The following is a 23,287-nucleotide window of genomic DNA, read 5'->3' on the forward strand; positions in this document are numbered from 1 at the left end:
GTTACGCCTCCACCCCCGCCTCGAGGGTCTCCTTGATTTCGTCTGCGAGTTCGTCGGCCTTGAACCGCACGCCGTTGTACTTGTTAATCCGGTCGACGCGCGCCAAGACGTCGTGCTCGACCAGATTCGCGAACTGTCCCCGCTCGTTGCACTCGACGACGATCACGTCGTCGGCCGCTTCGACGTCCTCGGTGAGGTCCGGCCGCGGGAAGATGTACGGCACGGAGAGCACCCGCACTGCGAGGTCGTCTTCTTCGAGGAGGTCGATCGCCTCGGCGAGCGCGCCCTCGTTCGACCCCCACGTGATCACGAGCGCGTCCGCGTCTTCGTCGCCGAACTCGCGCGGGCCCCAGTCCTCACGCTCGCGCGCCGTCTCGACTTTCCGGTTGCGCTTGTCGACCTGCGCGACGCGCATGTCGGTGTCTTCGGTCCGGCGTCCCTGCTCGTCGTGTTCGAGCCCGGTGGACATGTGCGCGCCGTCGGCGGTGCCGGGGAACGCCCGCGGCGAGATCCCGTCGTCGGTGATCTCGTGGGGCTGGAAGCCGCCCGACTCGCTCATGTGACCGTCGATGTCGGCCTCGTCGACGACGAAGCCGCGGTCCACCTCGACTTCGTCCATGTCGAAGGTGTCGGGGGTGAACGTCTGCTCGGTGACCGCCATCGAGAGGTCGGCGGTGAGGTAGACGGGAAGCTGGTACTTCTCGGCGAGGTTGAACGCCTCGACCGTCTTCCAGAAGCACTCCGCGATCGTCGTCGGTGCGAGCACGAACCGGGGGACCTCGCCGTGGCCGCCGTACAGCATCTGGTTCAAGTCGCCCTGCTCCTGTTTCGTCGGCATCCCGGTCGACGGCCCGGAGCGCATCACGTTACAGATGACGAGCGGCGTCTCGCTCGTCGCGATGAGCCCGAACGTCTCCGTCATCAGGTCGATTCCGGGGCCGGAGGTAGCGGTCATCGACCGCGCGCCCCCGCGGGCGGCGCCGAGCGCCATGTTGATCGCGGACAGCTCGTCTTCCGCCTGCACGACGTGGCCGCCGTACCGCTCGATACGGCCGGTGAGATACGTCATCACGTCGGTCGCGGGCGTAATCGGGTAGCCGGCGTAGAACCGGCAGCCGGCCGCGATGGCGCCCATCCCGATGGCCTCGTCGCCGTTGAGGAGGACGTAGTCCTCGTCGGTGGTCTCTAAGTCGTAGTCGAACTCGTGGTCGTACTCCTCGGCGACGAACGACTGCCCGGCGCGGGCCGCCTCCTTATTGTTGTCGACGAGCTTCTGACCCTTGTCCTTGAACCGCTTTTCGAGCGCGGAGTCGAGGTTCTCGATGGGGAATTCGGCGACCTCGCAGGCCGCGCCGAGCGCGACGACGTTCCGCATGATCGCCCCGCCGGCCTCCTCCGCGAGTCGCTTGAGCGGGACGTCGATCCCGATCATCTCGTCGGGGATTTCGACGTCCTGCATCGTGGTCCGCTCGCCGTCGTAGATGATCACCGACCCCTCGTGGAGCTCGTCGAGGTTCTCCTCGATCGTCCGGGGCGTCAGTGCGATGAGTACGTCGAGCCGGTCAACGACGCTCTGTACCTTGTCGACGGAGGTCCGCACCTTGTACGCGGTGTAGCCGCCTCGGATCCGCGAGGCGAAATCCTTCGACGTGAACACGTGTCGACCCGCCCGAGAGAGCGCTTGCGCAAAGATCTTCCCGGTCGAGTCGATGCCGTCGCCGGCCTCCCCGCCGACGGCCCAGTTGAAGTCCGCAGCCATGCTATGTCGCAGCTTTCGCCGGACTCATCAAAAGACTTCTGGAAGGAGCCACCGACACGTTTCTGAACGTTCGTGGAGCGTTTCGCGAATATTGTCAATTGTAGCGAGAGATTCGCTGATATTGCGGGCGTCAATTGGACGATCGTTTTCCAAATTCTTCACGATCGAATCTCGGTGTCGGCGCGGTTTCGACGCCCGTCGAACCGGGTCGATCGGATCTGCGGCCGCAGCGGCCGCAGCGATCGGGGCGGTCGTCCACGTCGGCGACGGCGGCCGTTTTCGCCTGGGGCTTGCGGTGCGGGCAGCGCGGACGTCGACGGGAACACGTTTGTGTCCGCCGGTCGGATCGCGAGTATGGACACGACAGCGACGGTCAGCGCGGTCGAGGCGGTCGGCCGCAACACGTACGCGCTCCGGTTCCGCTCTCCCGAGGGGTTCGCCGCCGAACCCGGCCAGTTCGTGAAGCTCGGCACGGAGATCGACGGGGAGTCGGTCGCTCGGTTTTACACCCTCTCCTCGCCGACGGTCGACGACACCTTCGAGGTCACGGTCGGCATCGATCCCGAGGAGGGCGGCGACTTCTCGGCGTTCCTCTCCGACGCGGAGGCGGGCACGGAGATGACGCTTTCCGGTCCCTTCGGCGACCAGCACTACGACGGCGAGCCGCGCGCGGTGGTCATCGCCGGGGGGCCGGGCGTCGGCCCGGCGGTCGCCATCGCGGAACGCGCGCTCGACGAGGGCGCCGAGGCGGCGATCGTCTACCGCGATGACGACGTGTCGCACGCGGACCGCTTGGACCGGCTGGAAGAACGCGGCGCGACGATCCGTCTCCTCGACGCGGACGCCGAACTGGACGGCGCGGTCGCGGACGCGCTGACGGACGCGGAGGGCGAAACCGTCTTCGTGTACGGGTTCGCCGACCTCGTCGCCGACGCGGAAGCCGCGATCGAGGCCGCCGGCGGCGACGCCGACGCGGCGAAAGTCGAGAACTTCGGGTAGACGCGCTCCCCAACGATCCGGCCGCCGCTTATAAACGATTATCCGCGGATCGGCGGTGACAGCACGGCGCGAGAGCAGCGCTCTCGGTTGTAGCCGACGAAACGCGCCGGTGGCGCCGACCGCGATTGGTTCATCCCTCGCGATTCACTCCCGCTGATCGCAGTCCCACGGCGCGTCGCCATCGCTGCGAGTCATCGCGACGCCGGCGTCTCGTCGCCGAAGTAGTCGGCGAGTCGCTCCGCGGCCTCGACGGCCCGAGGCGTCACCAGGGCGAACCGGATCCAGTCGCCGCGGGCGGTCCCGAACGCGTCGCCGGGCATCCCCGCGACGCCGGCCTCGTCGATCAGCCGCTTCACGTTCGCCATCGTGCCCGGGAAGCCCTCGAAGCGCGCGAGCACGTAGAACGCGCCCTCGGGACGGCTGTACTCCGCGCCCGCCGCGTCCAGCGCGTCGGTGAACGCGTCGACCCGCTCGGCGAGCAGCTCGCGGGCCTCGGCGTAGTAGTCGGGCGACGTCTCCGCGAGCGCGTGGTGGACCGCGTACTGGGAGGGCCGCGGGCCCGCCACGTTCACGAGCATGTGCCGCGCCTTCGCCTTGAAGACGTGCTCGTCGGGGAGCAGGGCGTATCCGACTCGAAAGCCCGTGATCGCCATCGACTTCGAGAACCCGCTCGTCACGATCACCCGGTCAGAATCGAGCGTCAGCGCCGATTCGAACGATCCCGTCAGGTCGAAGTGATCGTACACCTCGTCGACGAGCACCAGCGCGTCGACCGCGTCCGCGATCGCGACGACCTCCCGAATCGCGTCGCGGTCGTAGATCGCTCCCGTGGGGTTGTTCGGGGTGTTGAGCGCGATCAGCGCCGTCTCTTCGCTCGCCGCCTCGCGGACCGCCGACACGTCGAGTCCGCCGTCGCGCGTCGTCGGTACGAGCGTCGGCTCCCCGCCGAGCAGCTGCACCTTCCCGGGGTAGTACGGATAGACGGGGTCCATCAACAGGGCCTCGTCGCCCGCGTCGCGCTCGAACGCGCGCGCCATCGCGAGGTAGTTCGCCTCCCCGGTCCCGTTCGTGACGACCACGCGGTCGACGTCGACGCCCCGGCGCTCGGCGATCGCCTCGCGAAGCTCTCGGAGACCCGCACTCGGCGGGTACTGGAACGCGTCCGGGGGGAGGTCCGCGTACTCCCGGAGCGCCTCGCGCAGCGCGCTCGGCGGCTCCCAGTCGGGGTTCCCGCTCACCATATCGATGACGTCCCCGTCGGCCGCCGCCGCGTACTCCATGACGTGGAAGAACTTCGGCTCCTCGTACTCCATACCGGCCGCTCGGCGGCAGGGTCCGTGGCTCTTTCGACCGCGGCCGGTGGTGCCGCCAGGACTCCGACCCCGCACCGCCGGCACTCCCGTCTCGCGTCGCTCCGATCCGGTGGGTTCACTTACGGCGATACCGACCGCGGGGTATGAACAAACGCGGCCACGTCCTCAACGCTCTCCTGCTCGCGCTCGGGCTCGGGGTCATCATCGAGCCCGGCCTCGACGCGGCGACGGCGCGCACGACCGCGCAGATCACCGTTCCGATCGTGTTGGGGGCGCTGTTCCCCGACGTCGACACCGCCTTCGGCCGCCACCGCAAGACGCTCCACAGCCTTCCGGTGCTCGGCGTCTTCCTCGCGTACCCCATCGTCTTCGGGAACCTCCAGTACGTCTGGATCGGCGTGTTGACCCACTACGTCCTCGACGTGGTCGGGAGCCGGCGAGGTATCGCGCTGTTCCACCCGCTGTCGGACACCGAGTACGGAATGCCGACCGGTGTCACGACGAGCAGCAAGTACGCGGACCTCGTCACCGTGATCATCACCGCGGTCGAACTCGCCGCCTTCTGGGCGATCCACACCTACGTTATCACCCTCGATCTCGACGTTTCGGCCGCCACCCGTGCCGCCGGTGAGGCGGCCGCCGGGCTCGGGTTCTGATCCGGTTCCGATTCTGCGCCGTCGTCGCGCCGCTACTTCGGTCGATAATCCGCGATCCCGCCGGAGTAAACGCTCACGTCGTCGAACTTGCCCTCGTAGGCGACGTTGCTCGGGAGGGTCGGCTCGTCGCCGGAGAGGAAGAGCCGGTCCGCCTTCTCCCAGGTGTTCTCGTAGGCCAGGTGTACGAACTCCACGAGCCCGCGGAGCTGGTGGCCCGCTCCGCCTCGGTGGACCACCGTTCGCGGGCGGCGCTCTCGAAACGCGTCGACGACGGCCGCCTCGTCGTCGAGCGCGCCGTCGAACTCCGTCCACGCCTCGCCGACCGTCCCCGGGAGGTGCGCGTACGACGATCCGAAGCCCGGCGTCCCCGTCGACTCGGAGATCTGCCGTGCGCGGGCGTTCTGATGGGGAAGCAGCTTGGTGTTGTACGTCTCGACGGCGTCGAGCCGGTCGGCGTGGGCCGCGATTTCGGGACGAGTCAGAGAGATGGTCGCGAAGCTGGGGTGCGGGACGAGCACGACGGCGTCCTGCCGCTCGAACTCGGCCATCGCGCCTTCGAACGTGATATAATCGGGGATCGGGTCCGTCACGCCGAGCACGAGCAGGTGCCGGCGGTTCCCCCAGTCGCCGGTGAACACCTCGCGGGCGGGGACGACCGTCAGGTCGTCGTCCGAATAGCGAGCCGCGCGCTCCCGTACCGTCGTGATTCGGGTGAAATGCGGGGCGTACACGAGCGCGTCGATCCCCCGTTCCTTCGCGAGGGCCACGACGTCGTCGTCGAGCACCTTCACGTGGGCGTCGACGCGCGTTCTCGGTCGGGTCACGAACGGAACGTGCACGCGCCCGCGCAAAGGCGTATCGTTCGACGGCGGGGAGGTGCGTTCGACGACCGCCGGGGGAAACGGTTAATCCCCCTCGGGAGCGACCACAGCACATGCCCCGCTGGACGTGCGGAATCGACGGTTGCGACGCCGCCTTCGACGACGTGGAGTCGGCCATCGTCCACCAGACGAACGGCCACCAACGCCACGAGTGTAAGGTGTGCGGCACGATCGTCCCCGACGGTTACTTCGCGATCCGCCACGCGTTCGACGAACACACCCGCGCCGAGTTCGTCCGCGCGTACGACGCCGACTCCGCCGCCGTCCGCCGTCGCGAGGAGATCAAACGCGAGATCGAACGCGAGGCCGACCTCCAACAGGTCGTCGAAGCGCTCGATCGGAAGCCGTAGGCGCCGAGGTCTGGTTCGCGTTACAACACCCGCTTCCCGAACGCGCTCGCTGCGAGCTCCGTCGCGAGCTCCGCGGTCTCGTTGTGCTGATCGAGCGTCGGATTCACCTCGACGAGTTCCATCGATCGGAGGCAGTCCGCCTCGTCGACGGTCTCCATCGCGCTGTGGGCCTCGCGGTACGTGACCCCCCCGCGGACAGGGGTACCGACGCCCGGCGCCTCCTTGGGGTCGAGCCAGTCCAGATCGAGACTGACGTGGACGCCGTCGGTCCCGTCGGCGGCGGCCGCCATCGCTTCCTCGGTGACGTCCGTGATCCCGCGCTCGTCGATATCGGACATCGTGTAGGCGGTGAACCCGTGGTCGCGTATCACGTCGACCTCGGCCTCGTCGACCGAGCGGAGCCCGACGAGCGCCACGTTCTCCGGCGAGAGACCGGGGGCGTTCGCCCAGTCGGTGTCGGCGAACTCGTCGAAGCCGAGCGCGGCCGCCAGCGGCATCCCGTGAACGTTGCCCGAGGGCGTCGTCGAAGGGGTGTTGAGGTCGGCGTGGGCGTCGAACCACACCGCGCCGATGTCCGCGTCGCGGGCGGACCCGACGAGCGACCCGATGGCGATCGAGTGATCGCCACCGAGCGCGAGGGGAACCTCCCCGTCCGCGAGCGTGTCGCTCACCGCGTCGGCGAGTCGTCGACTGACGTCTGCGGTCTCTCGCAGGAACTTCGCGTTCCCGCGGCTCGGCGCCTCGGTGTCCGGGTCGCGCTCTTCGGCCCGGGGGACGGCGAGGTCGCCCGCGTCGACGGTCTCGACGCCGGCGCCCGCGAGCTGGTCGGCGAGTCCGCCGTACCGGATCGCTGACGGTCCCATGTCGACGCCGCGTCGGTTCGCGCCGTAGTCGGTCGGTGCTCCGATGATCCTGACGGTGGTCATGGTCGCAAGAGGGTTGCGCCGCCGCTTGAATGGTGGGGACTCGTCGACGTCGAACCGCTCTCGCGGGCACTCCGAAACGACCAGGTGGACGTCTCGACGAGATCGGTGGCGATTTGCGCGCACCGGCCTAACTGGGTGTCATGGGTAATCGCGACTCCAACTCCGCCGCTGATCGCGGTCCCTCTCCCGCGGATATCGAGCCGATCGGCGCGCTGATCGTCGTCGCGTTCACCGGCGCGGTGATCGGTCTCCTCGGCGCCGGCCTCTCGATTTTCGCCGCCGACCTCGGCCTCGCGCTCGTCGTCCTCGGCGTCATCGTCGCGCTCTCGAGCCCGATCGCCTACGTCCGGTTTCGCGATCTTCGCGGAAAATAAGGGCACCATCACGATCGTTTATAACTGGCTTCCATCGCATTTAAGCGGGGCGGCAATCTATTCGGGTCTATGTCATCCATCGAGCTCACATCGAGTCAGAAAAGCATCCTCACGGCCCTCATCAACCTGTACGGGGAACAAGAAGACGCCGTCAAAGGCGAAGCGATCGCCGAGGAGGTCGACCGCAATCCCGGCACGATCCGCAACCAGATGCAGAGTCTGAAGGCCCTCCAGCTGGTCGAGGGCGTCCCCGGTCCGAAGGGTGGCTACAAGCCGACTTCGAACGCGTACGAGGCGCTTGACATCCAGCGCATGGACGAGCCGGCCGACGTTCCCATCTTCCACGAGGGCGAGGAAGTCCCGGGTGTCAACGTCGACGGGATCGACCTCTCCAGCGTTCACCACCCCGAACTCTGTCGCGCGGAGATTCACGTACAGGGGTCCGTCCGGAACTTCCACGAGGGCGACTCCGTTACCGTCGGCCCGACGCCGCTCTCGAAGCTCGTGATCGACGGCACCGTCGACGGCAAAGACGACACCGCGAACATCCTGATCCTCCGTATCGACGACATGCGCGCGCCCGACGAGCCCGCCGAACACTGATCGTTCCCGCGGCGACCACCCGCTGACGAACTGACGGACCGACAGACTAGCCGGGAGCGGCCGACGCGTCGCCCCCGGTGATCGACACGCCGTTGCCCGGCCGAGTTCGGTTTCGAGATCACGAACTCCCGAGCGACGCCGCTCGGCAACTCCCGTCTCGGTGTCTCTGCCGCAAAAATCGCCGTCTCTGTCGCCCGCTGTCCTCGCCGTTCGTTTTCGCTTGCCGCCTCTGGTTTTCTATCCGTCTGGTTACATGTCGCCGAACGCGCTCACGCCGCGCCCGGCCGAGGAGACCTTCGCGATCCAACGCGCCGCGATCGACTTTTTCAGCAGCTTCGCGGGCGTGCCGCCGAACGTCTGAATCGGCATTCCGACCACGTCGTGAGCGACCGCGTCCTCGCCGACCGAGATCACGGTCCCCTTGTCTTTGTGCTCCCAGGACTGGAGGGGCGCGCCGCGGGCGGCCCGCGCGAGGTTTTCGCCGGCGACCTCGGCGGCCTGCCAGGCGGCCTGCGCCGTCGGCGGGGCGATGTCGTCGTCGCCCTGCTCGATGAGCGCGGTGTCGCCGATAGCGAAGACGCGATCGTCGCTCGTGGTGAAGTCAGAGCCGGCGTGAACCCGGTTCGACCGCTCGTCCTTGTCGACTTCGACCGCGTCGAGCTCGGGCTGTCCCGTGATGCCGCCGGTCCAGATGAGGACGTCGTAGCCGAGCGATTCGGGCTCCTCGTCTTCGCCGCCGCCGAGGTAGACCGCGTCCTCGTCGGCCTTGGAGATGAAGTCGCCGGTGAGGATCTCGATGTCGGCGTCTTCGAGTCGCTGGCGGAGCGCGCCTTGGATCTGCGGGTCGTTGCCGGGGAAGACCTCGTCGAGGCCCTCGACGAGCGAAATCTCGATGGGTGCGCGGTGCTTGTCGCGGTACTCCGCGATCTCACCGGCGGTCTGGATACCGGAGAGCCCGGCGCCGCCGACGATGACTTCGACGGGGTCAGAGCGGGTCGCCTCGGCCGCGGCCGAGCGGACGTCCTCGTGGATCGCCTTCGCGTCGTCCAGCCCCTTCAGCTGGTGAGCGTTCTCTTCGAGCCCCTCGATGCCGAAGAAGGCGGTCGTGGACCCGATCGCGAGGAGCAGGTAGTCGTAATCGACGCTGGTCCCGTCGTCGGTCTCGACCGTCTGGGCGTCGGTGTCGACGTCGACGACTCGACCCTGCACGAAGTCGGACGCCGGCGATTTGATCTCGTCGACCGGGATCGTGATCTTCTCGGCGACGGCCGGGTTGCGAATCGCCCGGTGGACCTCGTGGAGAACGAGGTGGTAGTCGTGTTCCGAGATCCACGTCAGTTCCGCTTCCCCCTCACCGACCTCGTCTTCGAACGCCTTTACCGCCCCGGCACCGGCATACCCCGAACCGACGACGACGACCTGTGTAGTCATGTCTGTCGCTCCGCGGCGCGCGGGTAAAATCGCTTTGGAACGCCGGCGCAAACGGCTTCGGAGCGTCGGCGCAAACGGCTTCGGAAGGTCGGTGTGAGTTGTCGGGGCCCAGTAACGGCTCGGAGCGGAGACGGTCGCCTACAGCGACAGCCCGGCGTGCCAGCGGTCCGCTCCTGCCTCGCGTTTCACTTCGTCCATCCGTGCGAGGAGCTTCACGGCGAGACTAGCCGTCTCCGCCGCCCGGGACTCGCCCTCCGTCCGGAATTCGCCGGTGACCCGGTTCGCGTAGACCGAACAGACCGCGCCGGCGCGGAGGCCGTACACGCTCGCGATCGTGAGGATCGACGACGCCTCCATCTCGATGTTCTTCACGTTCGCGTCCTGCAGTTCTTCGACCAACGCGTCCGAGCCGGCCGCCTCGAACCCCTCGAACCCGGGCCGTCCCTGCCCGGCGTAGAACGAATCGGCGCTCATCGTCACGCCGGTGTGGTAGTCGTACCCGAGTCGCTCGGCGGCGGCGACGAGCGCGGAGACCACCTCGCCGTCGGCGGCCGCCGGGTAGTCCTCGCGGACGTACTCGTCGCTCGTTCCCTCTTGGCGGACCGCCCCGGTCGTGATGACGAGATCGCCGACCGCCATCTCCGGCTGGATGGCGCCGCAAGAGCCAACGCGAATGAACGTGTCGACGCCGACGCGAGCCAGTTCCTCGACGGCGATGGCGGCCGACGGAGAGCCGATCCCGGTCGACGTCACGGAGATGGGCGCGTCGTCGTAGGTACCGGTCGCCGTGCGGTACTCGCGGTGGTACGCGACCTCGTCGTGCTCGTCCCACAGCGCCGTGATCTTGTCCACGCGTTCGGGATTGCCGGGGAGCAGTACCGCGTCGGCGACGTCGTCCGCGCCGACCTCGATGTGATAGCCGATCTCGTCGTTCGGGTCCTCGCTGTCGTCGCTCGTGGAAGTCATGTCCTCGCCCTTCGACGAGCGTTTTAAAAGTAGTTCCGTCTTGGAGCGACCTCGAAGCCTCGCCGATGACCGGTCTCGTTAGACGTTGTTCGCGTCGTCGAGAGTTCCCTCCGAGATGGTGTTCGGAAGCAGCTCTCCGAGGGTGTACTCGCTCGTCTCGCCGTCGCCCTCGTCGCAGACGACGGGGAGGTCGTCTGCCGCGAACTCCGAGAGCGTCTGCCGACACATCCCGCAGGGGGTGACGCCGTCGCGGACGCCGGAGGTCACGACGAGGCGGTCGAACTCGCGGTGGCCGTTCTTCACCGCCTCGGCGACGGCGACCTCCTCGGCGTGGAGGCTGTTGGAGTAGTTGGCGTTCTCGATGTTACAGCCCGTGTAAACGGTGCCGTCGGCGGTCCGGAGCGCGGCGCCGACGCGGTACTCGGAGTACGGAACGTGCGCGTCGTCGAGCACGTCGCGCGCGGCCTCGATCAGCTGGTCCATGCACGGACCGTCGCCCGGCGGGGCGATAAGCGGTCGGGTCTCGGCCGGCGCCGCCTACTCGCTTCGGGAGCGGCCCGAGAGCCGCGACCGTCGCGGGAGCCGCGGGAAGTGCGATCCGCCGACCTCGATGACGCCGAGCCGGTGGACCGCCAGATACACCCCGAGGGCGCCGAGGAACGTCGCGGGCGTGAACGCGAGGTGCCATCCGACCGTCTCCGCGAGGGGACTCCCGCCCACGGGGATCCGGTCGGCGAGCTGTCCGAGGACCGCCAACACCGGCGGGTGGACGACGTACACGCCGACCGCGTAGCTGCCCCACGCGGGCAGCGGCGTCGACGCGCCGAGCCCGGGTCGCGACAGGAGGAACAAGAACAGCGAGACCGCGAAGCCCGCGGTGCCGACGGTGAACGACGGCGCGTACACCCCGGTCGCGATCGACGCGTCGCCGAGCACGTACCCCATCGCGTACCGCTCGGCGACGTGAAAGAGCCCGAACGCGACCGTCGCGGCGAGCAGCGCCCCCGAGCGACCGGAGCCGCCGCGCCACCCGCGGGCGGCGATGGCGTGACCGGCGCTCACGTAGAAGAACCCGAAGAAGAGCCCGTCGCGGACGTCGAACGGGAGATCGACGATCCCCGCGTATTCGGGGCCGAGCAGGGCGAGGACGTGGAACCCGACGGCGACCGGGAGCGCCAGTTCGGGTCGACCCGCCGCGGCGAACCCGGCGACGAGCGCGAGCGCGACGAAGAGGGCCGGAACGTACCAGAGGATCTCCGAGACGGAGGTGCCGTAGTAGAGGAGGTCTACCGGCGAGAGGCTCTCGACGATCCGCCAGCCGACGCTCCGGGCCGGCGACTCGCCCGCGACGGACGCCTCGACCGCGGTCCCGGCGAGGAACGGCGGCAGCGCGACGACGATCCCGAAGACGTACAGCCCGGTCAACGACCGCGCTCGCGCCCGGAAGTACGCGATCGGGTCGGCGTCGCGCGTCTTCAGCCCGAAGAAGTAGCCCGACGCCAGAAAGAAGAACGGGACGGCGACGCGGGCGACCGTCTCGAGGACGAAGTTGACCGCGTTTCCGGTCGCCCCGACTCCCTCGAACGGGTTGGTGTGGATGATGACCACCAGCGCGACCGCCACGATCCGCATCGCGTCGACGCTGTGGATTCGCGACCCCATTTATCAGGCGTACGGAGCGGACTTCGATGTCTCTTCCGGATCCCCCTCCCCCGGATCGGACGGGTCAGCCGACGGTCCCTAGCGTCCAGTGTCGTACTTGTACGTCGCCGACTCGGGGTCGATCCCGAAGTCCTCCGGCGACTCCGTCGCGTCCGGCTCACCGGCGTCCGCCGGCTCTGCATTTTTAAATGCCTCGCGGAAGCGTTCCGGCATCTCGAAGTCGTCGACGGCGAGTTCGAGGCCGACCACGCCGCCGCCGAGGAACTCGCGCTTCTCGGCGAGCCGGTCCGAGAGCGCCCCTGGGAGCTCGTCGGTGTCGACTTCGGCGAACCCGAACTGCCGCAGGTACTCCGGCTGGTCGGTGAGCACGTACACCGTTTCGAACCCGTCTGCGGCCGCGGTGTCGACGAGTCGCTCGACGACGTGGGCGCCGACGCCCCGCCCGCGCCACTCCGGAAGCACGCCGATCCCGGTGAGTTCGATCCGCTCCGTGTCGTCGTCCCGATGGAGTCGAAGCCGGCCGAAGCCCGCCCGATCGCCGGACTCCTGATCGACCGCGATCACGTAGTCTCGCGACCGGAACGCGACGTCGTCAAGCCCCAACTGCTCGATCGCGTCCAGTAACCACGCCTCGTCACGGTTCTTGGCGTCGCGGACGTACATGCTTCCATCTACGTGGGCGGGGGTAAAAGCCGTTCCCCGACCGACGAGTCGAGAGCGCCGGCGTGCCGCCGTCGCGTCGCGGCGCTCTCGGACCGGAACTACTGATTCGCCGAGCGCGCGTCGAGCGCGACCGGAATCGATCGGGAGGCCACGTCCCCGGCGAACGCCTCGCCGTCGGCCGCGATCCCCTCGAAAGTGTCGTAGTGGATCGGGACGACCAGGTCCGGGTCCATCGCCTCCGCCAGCCCCGCGGCCGCGTGGCGGTCCGAGACGATTCCGCCCCCGCCGATGTTCGCGAGGAAGACGGAGACCTCCAGCTCTGCGAACCCGTCGAGCGCGTCGGAGTCGCCGGGCCAGAACGCGGTGCGGTCGCCGATCCCGAGGAGGAACCCGCAGCCGAGCCCCGGCGGGTGCGTCACCGAGCCGTCGGCGTCCGCGTTCGGTCCCTCGGGCTCGTTGTACGCCGCGACCGACCACACAGTCACTTCGCCGGCGGGCGTCTCGACGTCGACGCGCGCCTCGTCATCGACGCGGACCACGTCGTAGTCCGCCGCGAGCGACTCGATCGACTCCACGTCGCGGTCGATCCCGGCCGGGTCGACCGCCTCGTAGATCACCAGCGTCGCGTCCTCGGCGGCGACCGACCGGATCCCCTCGGGGTCGTAGTGGTGGTCGTGGGTGACGACGACGAGGTCGCCGTCGCGCGCCCAGTAGTCGTCGAGGACGCCGTACCGGCCGGGATCGGTGTACGCGATCGGGCCGTCCTCGGCTTCCAGCCGCGCCGTCGCGTAGCCGAGCCACTCCACGGAGATGTCGTCGTATCGAACGGTCATACCCCTCGGTCCGACCGCTCGGCCCTTGAGGATGACTATCGCCGGCGCCCCGTCCCCGCCTTCGGCCCCGTTTCACTCACCGTCGCCGTCGCCGTCGCCGTCGCCGTCGCCCGCGAGCCGCGAGACGCGCCCCAGCGAGTCGGCGTCGGCGATCGCCTTGTCCTCGCGCACGCCGACGAACCGCGGGAACCGGAGGGCGTAGCCGGACGAGTACGTGGGCGACGACTGAATCTCCTCGTAGCCGACCTCGATCACGACCTCCGGCCGAATCGTTATCTCCGTGCCCGTCTCGCTCACGACGTGCGGCTCCAGCCGGTCGGTGAGCGCTTCGAGCGCCTCGTCGGTGAGCCCGGTCGCGACCTTCCCGATGGTGCGGAACGCGTCGCCGGCCGCTTCATTTCGCACGCCGAGCAGGAAGGTTCCGAACAGCTCCGCGCGGCGTCCCTCTCCCCACTCCGCGCCGACGACGACGGCGTCGAGCGTCTCCACGTCGGGCTTCCGTTTCAGCCAGTCCCGTCCGCGATTTCCGGGCGTGTAGGTCGACTCGGGGTTTTTCAGCATGACGCCCTCGTGGCCCGCGTCGAGCGCCTCGGCCTCGGCCGATTCGATCGCGTCCGGACTGTCCGCGACCTCGAGGCTGGCGGCCGCGTCGGGGAGGACGTCGACGAGGCGGTCGTGGCGGACTCGAAGCGGCTCGTCGAGCAGGTCATCGCCGTCGGCGTGGAGGCAGTCGAACGCGTGCAGCCGGAGCGTCACCTCGTCGCGCATCCGATCGACGTCGTGTTTGCGCCGGAAGCGACGCAGCACCTCCTGGAACGGGAGCGGATCGCCCGCGTCGTCGACCGCGACGACCTCTCCGTCGAGGATGACGGGGGACGACGCGCGCGCCTCGACGTACTCGACGATCTCCGGAAGCGCGTCGGTCACGTCGTCCATGTTGCGCGAGTAGAGCCGCGGACCGAGTCCGGTATCCCCGTCGCCATCGGTCTCCGGCACGTAGTGGACCTGTACCCGGGCCCCGTCGAACTTCGTCTCGACGGCGACCTCCCCGAACGATTCGACGGCGTCCGTCGCCGTTCCCGCCTGCGCGAGCATCGCCTGCACGGGACGGCCGACCGCGAGCCCCTCGGCACGCAGTCCCTCCAGCCCCTCGTCGCGGGCGCGGACCGCGACGCGGCCGTAATCGTTCGTCACCTGTAGCGCGCGCTCGACGGCCGCGACCGCCTCGTCGTCGGCGCGGAGTATCGGCTCGTCGTCGTGCGCGTCTTCCTCGTTGTCACCCTCGTCCTCTTCGTCCGCCTCGTCGCCAATTGTGTCGTCACCGCAGTCTTCGGCGTCGGCGACCGCGTCGGCGAGGAACGCCTCCGCGACGGCGTCTCGGACGGTGCCCTCGCCGACGCCAATCCGCATCTCACCGAGCACGAGCCGCGCGAGGATCTTCGCCTCCGCGGAGCTACAGCGATTGAACAGCCCGAAGAGGGTGTCGAGCTTACGGGACTCGCTGCCGTCGCCTTCGGCGGCCGCCAGATCGCGGAGGGTCGCATCGACCTCGACGAGGGCGAGCCCGTCGCTCCCGGTGCTTCCGGTCCCACCATCGCCCCCGGTGCTCCCGGCGCCGAATGCCGCCAGTCCTCGCTGTCCACCGAAGTCGTATCCGGCGGCGACGGCGCCGATCTCGCCCGCCTCGGCGAGCCGCGTCTCGACGTCGTTCGCGGACACGTTCGGCCCGGCGGCGCGGGCGATCGCCTCGCGACACAGCGCGGGCCCGATATCGAGCGTACGGGTGTCGTGCGCCGGAAACACGCGCCCGAGCAGGAACCGAGTGACCGTCTCCAGATCGTCGCCGTCCGGACTCGTCGTGTCGCGGCCGTCCGAGTCCGTCGATCCGGCCTCGCCGTCGCCCTCGGGTCTTCCCGCCGCTTCGAGCAGGTCGGCGACGGCGAGGGTCGTCTCGATGTCGGCCGACTCGGCCGCCAGTCGCTCCGCTCGCTCGGCGAACGCGGCAAACTCCATGCCTCGGATGGGCCAGCGCCCGTCAAAAACGCCCCGGTACGGACGGCCGTGTCCGAGGTTCTCACGGCGCCGATCGGCCGATGGCCTTTTTACGGGGCCGAACCGTCGACCGTCGCATGAGCACCGATTCCGCCCTCGCGGACGGCGTTCGCGAGGCGCTCGCCGTCGACCCCGACGAGTTCGCCGCCCGGGCCGAAGCAGAGGCGGAGATCGTCAAACAGGCGCTGCGCGACGGCGCCTTCGACAACCACCAGTCGATCGTCGGCTTCGAGTACGAGTTCTACGCGGTCGCCGACGGCCGGTGGAGCGAGGAGTCGCGGGCGGGCGACTACGCCCTGATGCGCGTCCCGCGGCGGCTCTTGGAGCTGATGGGCTTCGAGAAGGAGCTCGGCTTACACAACGCCGAGATGTCGACGAGCCCGCAGCCGCTCTCGGACCACGGGCTCCGGGCGCAGCTCGCGGAGGTCCGGGCGCGCTTGGAGGCCGCCGAGAACACCGCGGGCGTCGAGGGGATGCGGCTCGTCTCCGACGCGCTGTGGACGATCCCACCGGCCGGCGAGTCGGCCCGCGAGTACCTCACCGACAGCGTCGACATCGACGGGGTGACCGTGGCAACCAACATGAGCGACGCGGTGCGGTACCACGCGATGGCGAACACGGGCAGCGACGAGAGCCGGGGCACCGCCGTCGAGGCGCCCGGGGTGTCGCTGTCGGCGGACACGGTGATGCCGGAGAGCCTCATCACCTCGATTCAGCCGCACTACCAGGTCGCGCAGGCGGAGACGCTCCCGCGACACTTCCGGTACGCCCTCCGGATCGCGGGGCCGCTGCTGGCGCTCGGCGTCAACGCCCCCTTCTTCCCGCCCGAACTGTACGACGACGACTGGGACGGCGAGCGCGTTCTCGCCGAGGGCGCGGCCGAGAACCGGGTTCACGTCTTCGAGTCCGTGCTCAACGCCCGGACCGACAAGGACAAAGTCCGGTTCCCTCGGGAGTTCCACGACGTCGAGACCGCGGTCGACCGGATCGTCGCCGACGAGACGCTGATCCCGATGCCGGAGCCCGACGGCACCGACCGGTTCGACGACGCCTTCGCGACGTTCCGGACGAAACACGGCAGCTACTGGCGGTGGGTCCGGCCCGTCTTCGAGGGCGCGAGCCGGTCGAGCGCGAACGCCCGGATCGAGTTCCGGCCCATCCCGGCGCAGCCGACCGTCCGCGACTCCATCGCCTTTCAGGCGGCGTTCGCCGGGCTGATGCAGGCGCTCCCGCAGCGCGAGCACCCCGTCATCGGGCTCGACTGGGAGACCGCCCGCGACAACTTCTACGCCGCCGTCGCCGACGGCCTCGACGCCGACATCGAGTGGGTGGGGCTCGACGGAGAGCGGACGACAGACACCGACGCCCTCTACGACGACCTCCTCGACCACGCCGAGGCCGGACTTCGGACCGCCGGTTGCCCCGAGGAGGAGGCGGCGTCGTGGCTCGCGCCGCTCCGCTGGCGCGTCGCCAACCGCACCACGCCCGCGAGTTGGAAGCGCGACCGGGTCCGCGAGCGGCTCGACGCCGGCGACGACTTCGGGACCGCCGTGGTCGAGACTCAGCGCGAGTACATCGACCGGCAGTCGGAGACGCTGATCGAAGGCGGGTTCTCGGCGTGGACGGACAGCGGCGAGGCGGAGTAACGGTTTATAAATCGACACCCGAGAACCAATCGACCCGACCAAATCAATCAACCCTACCGAATCGACCGACCCAACCCGATCGATCCGGCGCGTCCCGGTGAGCGGCCCCACGGGCCGCGAACCGACGGCGCGAGGGAGGCGACGGTTCGGCGCGGCTCTGCCCGCGCCGAGCCGTCCGCCGAGGCTGGGGAGGCGCGAGGTGCGGGGGCGGTGCCGTCGGAGCGAGACTCGAAGGAGCAGCCTCACTGTCGGGGGGTTTGGAACTACTCGTTGAGCCACCCGTCCTGCGACCGAGCCGCATCGCCGCCGCTCACGGTTTAAAAACGCGTATGAATGGCGGACAGGCGGGATTGCCCGGCGTTCCGGCACGGGGTATCCCGGTTGCCTTCTCCACCCCGCGACCCGACGAGCGACGGGCGTTCGGCGGTGGGCTGCTCGCTTCCGCGCCTGACCCGTTGTCGCCGACGAACCGCGACGGACCGCTCCTGCGAGCGGGCGCCACGGACCGCTGTCCCCGGCGGACGAGGCTTCCACGTTGGCTCTCGGGGCCCGCGCCGGTCTGACCGGACGCGCCCGCTGTTCGGTCCCCGCTAAAGACTACCTCACGGGTGACGAGCGGGGCCTAACCGCCCGACCTAGTCCACTTCCGACTACACGGGTGCACCTTAAGGGCCTTTCGTTCGCGGGAGCGACGCCCCGGACCGCACGGACCCGACACCGCCTACGCCAACAGCTCGCGGGCGTACACCGCGGCCGACGCGGGGATCGAGAGGGAGACCGCCACGACCGCCTGCGCGTGCTGTTCCAGCCAGCGGAACTCGGCGAACATCGTCGTCGGCTCGATCGCGACCGCCCACGCCGCCGCGCTCGCGGTCGTCGCGACGCCGAGCATCACCGCGACGCCGGCGAGCGTGCCCGGATCGAGGTTCCCGCGCTCGACCGACCCGATCACGACCGCGCTCACCAGCGCGAACAGCGCGACCGCGCCGGCGCCGAACGCGCCGGCGGCGTAGTAGGCGGCCAGCTGCGTGGCGTAGTCCGCCCCCGAAACAATCGCGTACGGCGCGGCGAGCACGATCACGGTGGCGACGGCGCCGACGATTCCCGCCCGGCGCGAGACCTCGCGGAGGTTCATGCGCACCTGTCGGGCCGGCACCGCGGTAAAAGGTCCGGATCGCTATCGAGGGACGGCGGACGGACCGGCGGCTGGACCGGTGGCCGATCCGGCGCCCCGCCCCGTACCGTTTTGGGCCATGGGCGCGGAGTGGGGGTATGAGCCTCGACGTCGAGCCGCCGGAGCCGCCAGAACTCGCCGCCGTCGATCCGAACGAGTACGAGGACGCCGAGGTCGCCGGCGGGGAGTACCGCCGCGACGAACTGGAAGCGTTCCTCCGCGAGGGCGCGTGGGCGGAGGCGTTCGACGAGTGGGCCGCCGCGAGCGACATGGACGAGGAAGACTGGCAGATCGCCCTCGATCTCGATCTCGTCTCCCGGTTCGACTTCTTCTGGGACGACTTCGCCGACCGGGTCGGCTACCACGCCCCCGGATTACCGGAGGACTGGAAGGAGCGAGACCTGCACCCCGACCTCGACTCGTGGGGGACCGTCTCCGCGATCAACGCCGGGCTCACGGAGCTGGGCCAGATCGTCTGCGAGACGCTGAAAGCGGAGTACATCGACTGGGAAGCCGAGTTCGAGGCGCCCGACGACCTACCCGACTTCGAGGCGTAGCGCGGCTCGGACAGCGTTTTTCGCGTTCTAGTGCCCCCAGAGGGTCCCGTCCGGGCCGTACCGCGCGTCCATGATCCGGTCCCACTGGTCGTCGGACAGGTCGATCTCGGTCGCAGCGACGTTCTCGGCGAGCTGGTCGGTCGTGCGCGCGCCGACGATGGGGACGCAGGTGAACTCGTCCCAGTCGGTCAGCCAGCGGAGCGCCACCTGCGCCGGCGTGGCGTCGAGTTCGTCGGCGACCGCACGGACCGCGTCGAGCACCTTCCACCCGCGCTCGGAGAGGTAGAAGCGTTCGAAGCGGTCGTCGAAGCTGGCGCGCGACCCGTCGGGCGCGATCACCGCCTCGGGGTCGTCCGGGTCGGCGCGCTCGTACTTCCCGGTGAGGAAGCCGCCCGCGAGCGGGGAGTACGGACAGACGGCGATGTCCTGGTCGACACAGACGTCGAGGTACTCCTTGACGTCCTCGTAGTAGCCGGCGTGGTGGAGCGGCTGTACCACGTCGAAGCGCGCGTAGTCGTCGGCGTCGGCGGTCCACAGCGCCTTCGTCAGCTGCCACGCGGCCATCGTGGACGCGCCGAGATAGTGTACCGTCCCCTCCGAGACCAGCTCGTCGAGGACGCGCATCGTCTCCCCGATGGGCGTCTCCTCGTCCCAGCGGTGGATGTAATAGATGTCGAGGTAGTCGGTGTCGAGCCGATCGAGTGTCCCCTCGACCTGCGCCCGAATGTGCTTGCGTCCGAGCCCAGAGTCGTTCGGACCGGGCTCGCCGCGCCCGTCGAACGGGAAGTACACCTTCGAGGCGATCACGTAGTCCTCGCGCTCGCGCTCGTCGAGCCACTCGCCGATGTACTCCTCGCTCGTCCCGTTCGGCGTCCCGTACACGTTGGCGGTGTCGATGAAGTTGATCCCGTGGTCGGCCGCCGCGTCGAGGAGTTCGTGCGCCTCCTCGCGACCCGTCTCGACGACGCCGTTCGTCTCCCGCCCGAAGCGCCACGTCCCGAAGCAGAGCTCGGAGACGCTGAGTCCCGTGTTGCCGAGCCGTCGGTAGTCCATACTCGCACGTCGCGGCCGCGATTTATAAAGCGTGGCGGCAGCGACGAGCGGCATGGCGGCAGCGAGTAGGTCGCCGCTGAGACGGCGGCAACGCCGAGTCCGCCGTATTCAAATACGCGCGCGAAGACCAACGGATATGGACGATATCGACGACCAGTACACGCCCGCGGACGTCGAGTCCGGGGTCGACGAGTACTGGGACGAGACGAACGCCTACGAGGCGGCGACGGAGGCGCACGCCGACGACCCGCCGTTCTTCTTCGTGGACGGGCCGCCGTACACCTCCGGGCAGATGCACCTCGGCACGGCGTGGAACAAGACGCTGAAAGACGCCGTCATCCGCCACAAGCGGATGACCGGCCACCGCGTCACCGACCGCCCGGGCTACGACATGCACGGACTCCCGATCGAGGTGAAAGTCGAGGAGGAACTCGGCTTCGAGAACAAACGCGACATCGAAGAGTACGGCATGGAGCCGTTCATCGAGAAGTGCAAGGAGTTCGCGGTCACCAACCGCGCGGCGATGGACGAGGACTTCAAATCCATCGGCGTGTGGATGGACTGGGACGACCCCTACGAGACGATCGATCCCGAGTACATGGAGGCCGCGTGGTGGGCGTTCTCGAACGTCGCCGACAACGGGCTCGTCGAGCAGGGCAAACGCTCCATCTCGCAGTGCCCCCGGTGTGAGACCGGCCTCGCCAACAACGAGGTCGAGTACGAGCACGTCGAGGACCCTTCCATCTACGTGAAGTTCCCGCTCGCGGACCGCGAGGGAAGCCTCGTCATCTGGACGACGACGCCGTGGACCGTGCCGGCCAACACCTTCGTCGCGGTGGACGAGGAGCTCACCTACAACGCCGTCCGCGCCGAGAAGGACGGCGAAGCGGAGGTGCTCTACGTCGCCGCCGACTGCGTCGAGGACGTCCTCCAAGAGGGCCGCTACGACGACTACGAGATCGAAGCGGAGCTCACCGGCGCCGACCTCGTCGGCTGGGAATACGACCATCCGCTCGCCGACCACGTCGCGGAGTACCCCGACTTCGAGGGCGCCGGCCGGGTGTACGCCGCCGACTACGTCGAGGCCGACCGCACCGGGCTCGTCCACTCCGCGCCGGGCCACGGGGAAGAGGACTTCCACCGGGGCACCGAGCTCGGACTCGACATCTACTGTCCCGTCGCACCGAACGGAGAGTTCACCGACGCGGCCGGCGCGTACGCCGGCCAGTTCGTCCGCGACGCCAACGACGAGATCATCGACGACCTGGTCGCCGACGGACACATGCTCGCACACGGTACGGTGAACCACAGCTACGGCCACTGCTGGCGCTGTGACACGGGAATCATCCAGCTCGTCACCGACCAGTGGTTCATCTCGATCACGGACGTCAAAGACGATCTCCTCGAGAACATGGAGACGTCCGAGTGGCACCCGCAGTGGGCGCGCGATAACCGATTCCGCGACTTCATCGCGGACGCGCCGGACTGGAACGTCTCCCGGCAGCGCTACTGGGGCATTCCGATCCCGATCTGGGTGCCGGAAGACGCCGATTCCGGAGCCCTCGACGAGGACATGATCGTTATCGGTACCCGCGAGGAGCTCGCCGAGCGCGTCGAAGAGGACGTCGACCCCGAGTCTATCGATCTCCACCGTCCCTCGGTCGACGACCTGACGATCGTCGAGGACGGTACCACGTACCGCCGCGTGGAAGACGTCTTCGACGTCTGGCTCGACTCTTCCGTCGCCAGCTGGGGCACCCTCGGGTACCCGACGAACGAAGCCGCACACGACGAGCTGTGGCCCGCTGACCTGATCATCGAGGCGCACGACCAGACCCGCGGCTGGTTCTGGTCCCAGCTCGGTATGGGGACCGCCGCAGTCGGCGAGATCCCCTACGAGGAGGTGCTCATGCACGGGTTCGCGAACGACGAGAACGGCCGCAAGATGTCGAAATCCGTCGGCAACATCGTCACGCCCGAGGAGGCGATCGACCGCGCCGGCCGCGACCCGCTCCGCACCTACCTGCTCAGCCACGACCAGCAGGGCGTCGACCTCGCGTTCGAGTGGGACGGCCTCGGAGAGATTCAGGGGAAGCTCAACATCCTCTGGAACGTCTTCCGCTTCCCGCTCGAATACATGGACCTCGACGGCTACGACCCGGCCGACGCCGACCTCGACGACGGCGAACTTGAACTCGTCGACGAGTGGGTGCTCTCTCGACTCCAGTCGGTCGAGACCGAAGTGACCGAGGCGTGGGACGACTACCGCGTCAGCGACGCCGTCAACGCCGTCATCGAATTCGTCACGCAGGACGTCTCCCGGTTCTACGTGAAGGCCGTCCGCGATCGGATGTGGGAAGAGGCCGACTCTCCCTCGAAGCGCGGCGCCTACGCGACGCTCGCGACCGTCCTCGACGAGGTGATCCGGCTGCTCGCGCCGATCGCACCGTATCTCACCGAGCGGATGTACCAGACGCTCGACGGCTCGGCGACGACCGTTCATCAGCTCGGCTACCCCGAGCCCGACGACGAGCTCCACGATCCGACCCTCGAACGCGACATCGCCGTCCTCCGTAACGTCGAGGAGGCCGCCGCAAACGCCCGTCAGCAGGCCGGCCGCAAGCTCCGCTGGCCCGTGCCGCGCGTCGTCGTCGAGAGCGACGACGAGACCGTGTCGGCCGCCGTCGACCGGCTCTCCGATCTGATCGCCGACCGCGTCAACGCTCGCGAGGTGATCGTCACCGACGCGTTCGACGAACTCGTCGAGACGGCGGAACCCGAGATGTCGGCTATCGGCCCCGCCTTCGGCGCGGACGCCCAGAAGGTGATGGACGCCGTGCAGGGTGCGACCCGCGAGGCCGTCGAGGGGGGCGAACTGACCGTCGACGGCGACGCGATCGATCTCGACGACGAGATGGTCGAGTACGTCGCCGAACCGCCCGAACACGTCTCCGGGGTCGACTTCGAGGGCGGAACCGTTTACGTCGACACCTCGCTGACCCCCGAGATCGAATCGGAGGGATACGCTCGCGACGTGATCCGGCGGATTCAGGAGATGCGCAAGGAGCTCGATCTCGACGTCGAAGCGCGGATCCGCGTCGGCGTCGCGGTCGACGACGACCGCGTCGAGGGCTTCGTCACCGAGCACGCCGACCTGATCGCCGGCGAGGTGCGCGCGGACGCGTGGCTCGACGATCCGGCTGACGCCGCGGACGCGGACGGCGGGCTCGTCGAGGAGTGGGACGTCGAAGCCGTCGTCGTCACGATCGGGATCGAACCGGTCGCGTAGTCGACCGTCGCCGCGGCGGGACCCGGAATCGAGGGTCGCGCATCCGGACGTCTCGATCTGTTTGTGATCCTGTCTCCTGTGGTATCAATTCACAACCCGA

Annotated in this window: 21 protein-coding genes and 1 other RNA gene; 8 read left to right on the top strand and 14 right to left on the bottom strand. The window is 68.8% G+C overall.

Annotated features, from left to right (window positions below; all coding sequences use genetic code 11):
• Position 1 precedes the first annotated feature (1 nt).
• Positions 2-1,759, bottom strand: a complete 1,758-nt coding sequence (locus C461_RS02640) for a 2-oxoacid:acceptor oxidoreductase subunit alpha (protein WP_007998418.1) — start codon at positions 1,757-1,759, stop codon at positions 2-4.
• Positions 1,760-2,113: 354 nt separating this feature from the next.
• On the opposite strand from C461_RS02640, the gene C461_RS02645 reads away from it, so the two are divergent.
• Positions 2,114-2,758 carry an FAD-dependent oxidoreductase gene (locus C461_RS02645; protein ID WP_007998421.1) on the top strand — a complete coding sequence of 215 codons (645 nt, stop codon included), beginning with the start codon at positions 2,114-2,116 and terminating at the stop codon, positions 2,756-2,758.
• A 191-nt stretch (positions 2,759-2,949) separates the two neighbouring features.
• Here C461_RS02645 and C461_RS02650 read toward each other — a convergent pair whose 3' ends face one another.
• A complete protein-coding gene (locus tag C461_RS02650; RefSeq protein WP_007998423.1) occupies positions 2,950-4,071 on the bottom strand; it encodes a pyridoxal phosphate-dependent aminotransferase in 1,122 nt (373 codons plus the stop codon).
• Positions 4,072-4,214: 143 nt separating this feature from the next.
• Between C461_RS02650 and C461_RS02655 the strand changes: the two genes are divergently transcribed.
• Positions 4,215-4,727: a metal-dependent hydrolase gene (locus C461_RS02655; protein ID WP_007998425.1), complete on the top strand. Its 513-nt coding sequence runs from the start codon at positions 4,215-4,217 to the stop codon at positions 4,725-4,727.
• Between the two features lie 32 nt (positions 4,728-4,759).
• Here C461_RS02655 and C461_RS02660 read toward each other — a convergent pair whose 3' ends face one another.
• Positions 4,760-5,551 (bottom strand): PHP domain-containing protein, encoded by a 792-nt coding sequence (locus C461_RS02660; protein ID WP_193365799.1) that lies wholly within the window; start codon positions 5,549-5,551, stop codon positions 4,760-4,762.
• A gap of 110 nt (positions 5,552-5,661) precedes the next feature.
• On the opposite strand from C461_RS02660, the gene C461_RS02665 reads away from it, so the two are divergent.
• Positions 5,662-5,958: a DUF7565 family protein gene (locus C461_RS02665; protein ID WP_007998429.1), complete on the top strand. Its 297-nt coding sequence runs from the start codon at positions 5,662-5,664 to the stop codon at positions 5,956-5,958.
• Positions 5,959-5,978: 20 nt separating this feature from the next.
• On the opposite strand, the gene rocF is transcribed toward C461_RS02665, so the two are convergent.
• The gene (rocF, locus tag C461_RS02670; protein ID WP_007998430.1) at positions 5,979-6,884 is read right to left on the bottom strand and encodes an arginase; all 906 of its coding nucleotides are present in this window, start codon (positions 6,882-6,884) and stop codon (positions 5,979-5,981) included.
• Positions 6,885-7,024: 140 nt separating this feature from the next.
• Here rocF and C461_RS02675 point away from each other — a divergent pair, with 140 nt between their 5' ends.
• Together C461_RS02675 and C461_RS02680 are read left to right on the top strand one after the other, a co-directional pair.
• Positions 7,025-7,258, top strand: a complete 234-nt coding sequence (locus tag C461_RS02675; RefSeq protein ID WP_007998432.1) for a hypothetical protein — start codon at positions 7,025-7,027, stop codon at positions 7,256-7,258.
• A 69-nt stretch (positions 7,259-7,327) separates the two neighbouring features.
• Positions 7,328-7,861 (top strand): Rrf2 family transcriptional regulator, encoded by a 534-nt coding sequence (locus C461_RS02680; protein WP_007998434.1) that lies wholly within the window; start codon positions 7,328-7,330, stop codon positions 7,859-7,861.
• A gap of 249 nt (positions 7,862-8,110) precedes the next feature.
• On the opposite strand, the gene C461_RS02685 is transcribed toward C461_RS02680, so the two are convergent.
• The 7 genes from C461_RS02685 to ligA all read right to left on the bottom strand — a co-directional run bounded on the left by C461_RS02685 (position 8,111) and on the right by ligA (position 15,429).
• The gene (locus C461_RS02685; RefSeq protein ID WP_007998436.1) at positions 8,111-9,292 is read right to left on the bottom strand and encodes an NAD(P)/FAD-dependent oxidoreductase; all 1,182 of its coding nucleotides are present in this window, start codon (positions 9,290-9,292) and stop codon (positions 8,111-8,113) included.
• Between the two features lie 138 nt (positions 9,293-9,430).
• A complete protein-coding gene (locus tag C461_RS02690) occupies positions 9,431-10,258 on the bottom strand; it encodes a nucleoside phosphorylase (protein WP_007998439.1) in 828 nt (275 codons plus the stop codon).
• 78 nt (positions 10,259-10,336) lie between these two features.
• Entirely contained in the window at positions 10,337-10,741 is a 405-nt protein-coding gene (gene cdd / locus C461_RS02695; RefSeq protein WP_007998440.1) for a cytidine deaminase, read from the bottom strand.
• A gap of 54 nt (positions 10,742-10,795) precedes the next feature.
• Positions 10,796-11,920: an acyltransferase gene (locus tag C461_RS02700; protein ID WP_007998441.1), complete on the bottom strand. Its 1,125-nt coding sequence runs from the start codon at positions 11,918-11,920 to the stop codon at positions 10,796-10,798.
• A gap of 78 nt (positions 11,921-11,998) precedes the next feature.
• Entirely contained in the window at positions 11,999-12,583 is a 585-nt protein-coding gene (locus C461_RS02705) for a GNAT family N-acetyltransferase (protein ID WP_007998443.1), read from the bottom strand.
• A 98-nt stretch (positions 12,584-12,681) separates the two neighbouring features.
• The gene (locus C461_RS02710; RefSeq protein ID WP_007998445.1) at positions 12,682-13,416 is read right to left on the bottom strand and encodes an MBL fold metallo-hydrolase; all 735 of its coding nucleotides are present in this window, start codon (positions 13,414-13,416) and stop codon (positions 12,682-12,684) included.
• A 72-nt stretch (positions 13,417-13,488) separates the two neighbouring features.
• Positions 13,489-15,429, bottom strand: coding sequence for an ATP-dependent DNA ligase LigA (gene ligA, locus C461_RS02715; RefSeq protein WP_007998446.1), 1,941 nt, complete (start codon positions 15,427-15,429; stop codon positions 13,489-13,491).
• A gap of 116 nt (positions 15,430-15,545) precedes the next feature.
• Between ligA and C461_RS02720 the strand changes: the two genes are divergently transcribed.
• Positions 15,546-17,114, top strand: coding sequence for a hypothetical protein (locus C461_RS02720; protein ID WP_007998447.1), 1,569 nt, complete (start codon positions 15,546-15,548; stop codon positions 17,112-17,114).
• A 334-nt stretch (positions 17,115-17,448) separates the two neighbouring features.
• On the opposite strand, the gene ffs is transcribed toward C461_RS02720, so the two are convergent.
• An RNA gene (ffs, locus tag C461_RS14955) (signal recognition particle sRNA) lies at positions 17,449-17,760 on the bottom strand.
• A gap of 75 nt (positions 17,761-17,835) precedes the next feature.
• A complete protein-coding gene (locus C461_RS02725; protein ID WP_007998448.1) occupies positions 17,836-18,249 on the bottom strand; it encodes a DUF7548 family protein in 414 nt (137 codons plus the stop codon).
• A 137-nt stretch (positions 18,250-18,386) separates the two neighbouring features.
• On the opposite strand from C461_RS02725, the gene C461_RS02730 reads away from it, so the two are divergent.
• Positions 18,387-18,845 carry a hypothetical protein gene (locus C461_RS02730; protein WP_007998449.1) on the top strand — a complete coding sequence of 153 codons (459 nt, stop codon included), beginning with the start codon at positions 18,387-18,389 and terminating at the stop codon, positions 18,843-18,845.
• A gap of 27 nt (positions 18,846-18,872) precedes the next feature.
• Here C461_RS02730 and C461_RS02735 read toward each other — a convergent pair whose 3' ends face one another.
• Entirely contained in the window at positions 18,873-19,898 is a 1,026-nt protein-coding gene (locus C461_RS02735; protein WP_007998450.1) for an aldo/keto reductase, read from the bottom strand.
• A gap of 136 nt (positions 19,899-20,034) precedes the next feature.
• Between C461_RS02735 and ileS the strand changes: the two genes are divergently transcribed.
• A complete protein-coding gene (gene ileS / locus C461_RS02740; protein ID WP_007998451.1) occupies positions 20,035-23,187 on the top strand; it encodes an isoleucine--tRNA ligase in 3,153 nt (1,050 codons plus the stop codon).
• The last annotated feature ends 100 nt before the right edge of the window (positions 23,188-23,287 follow it).

Source organism: Halorubrum aidingense JCM 13560 (genome assembly GCF_000336995.1).
Lineage (GTDB): Archaea > Halobacteriota > Halobacteria > Halobacteriales > Haloferacaceae > Halorubrum > Halorubrum aidingense.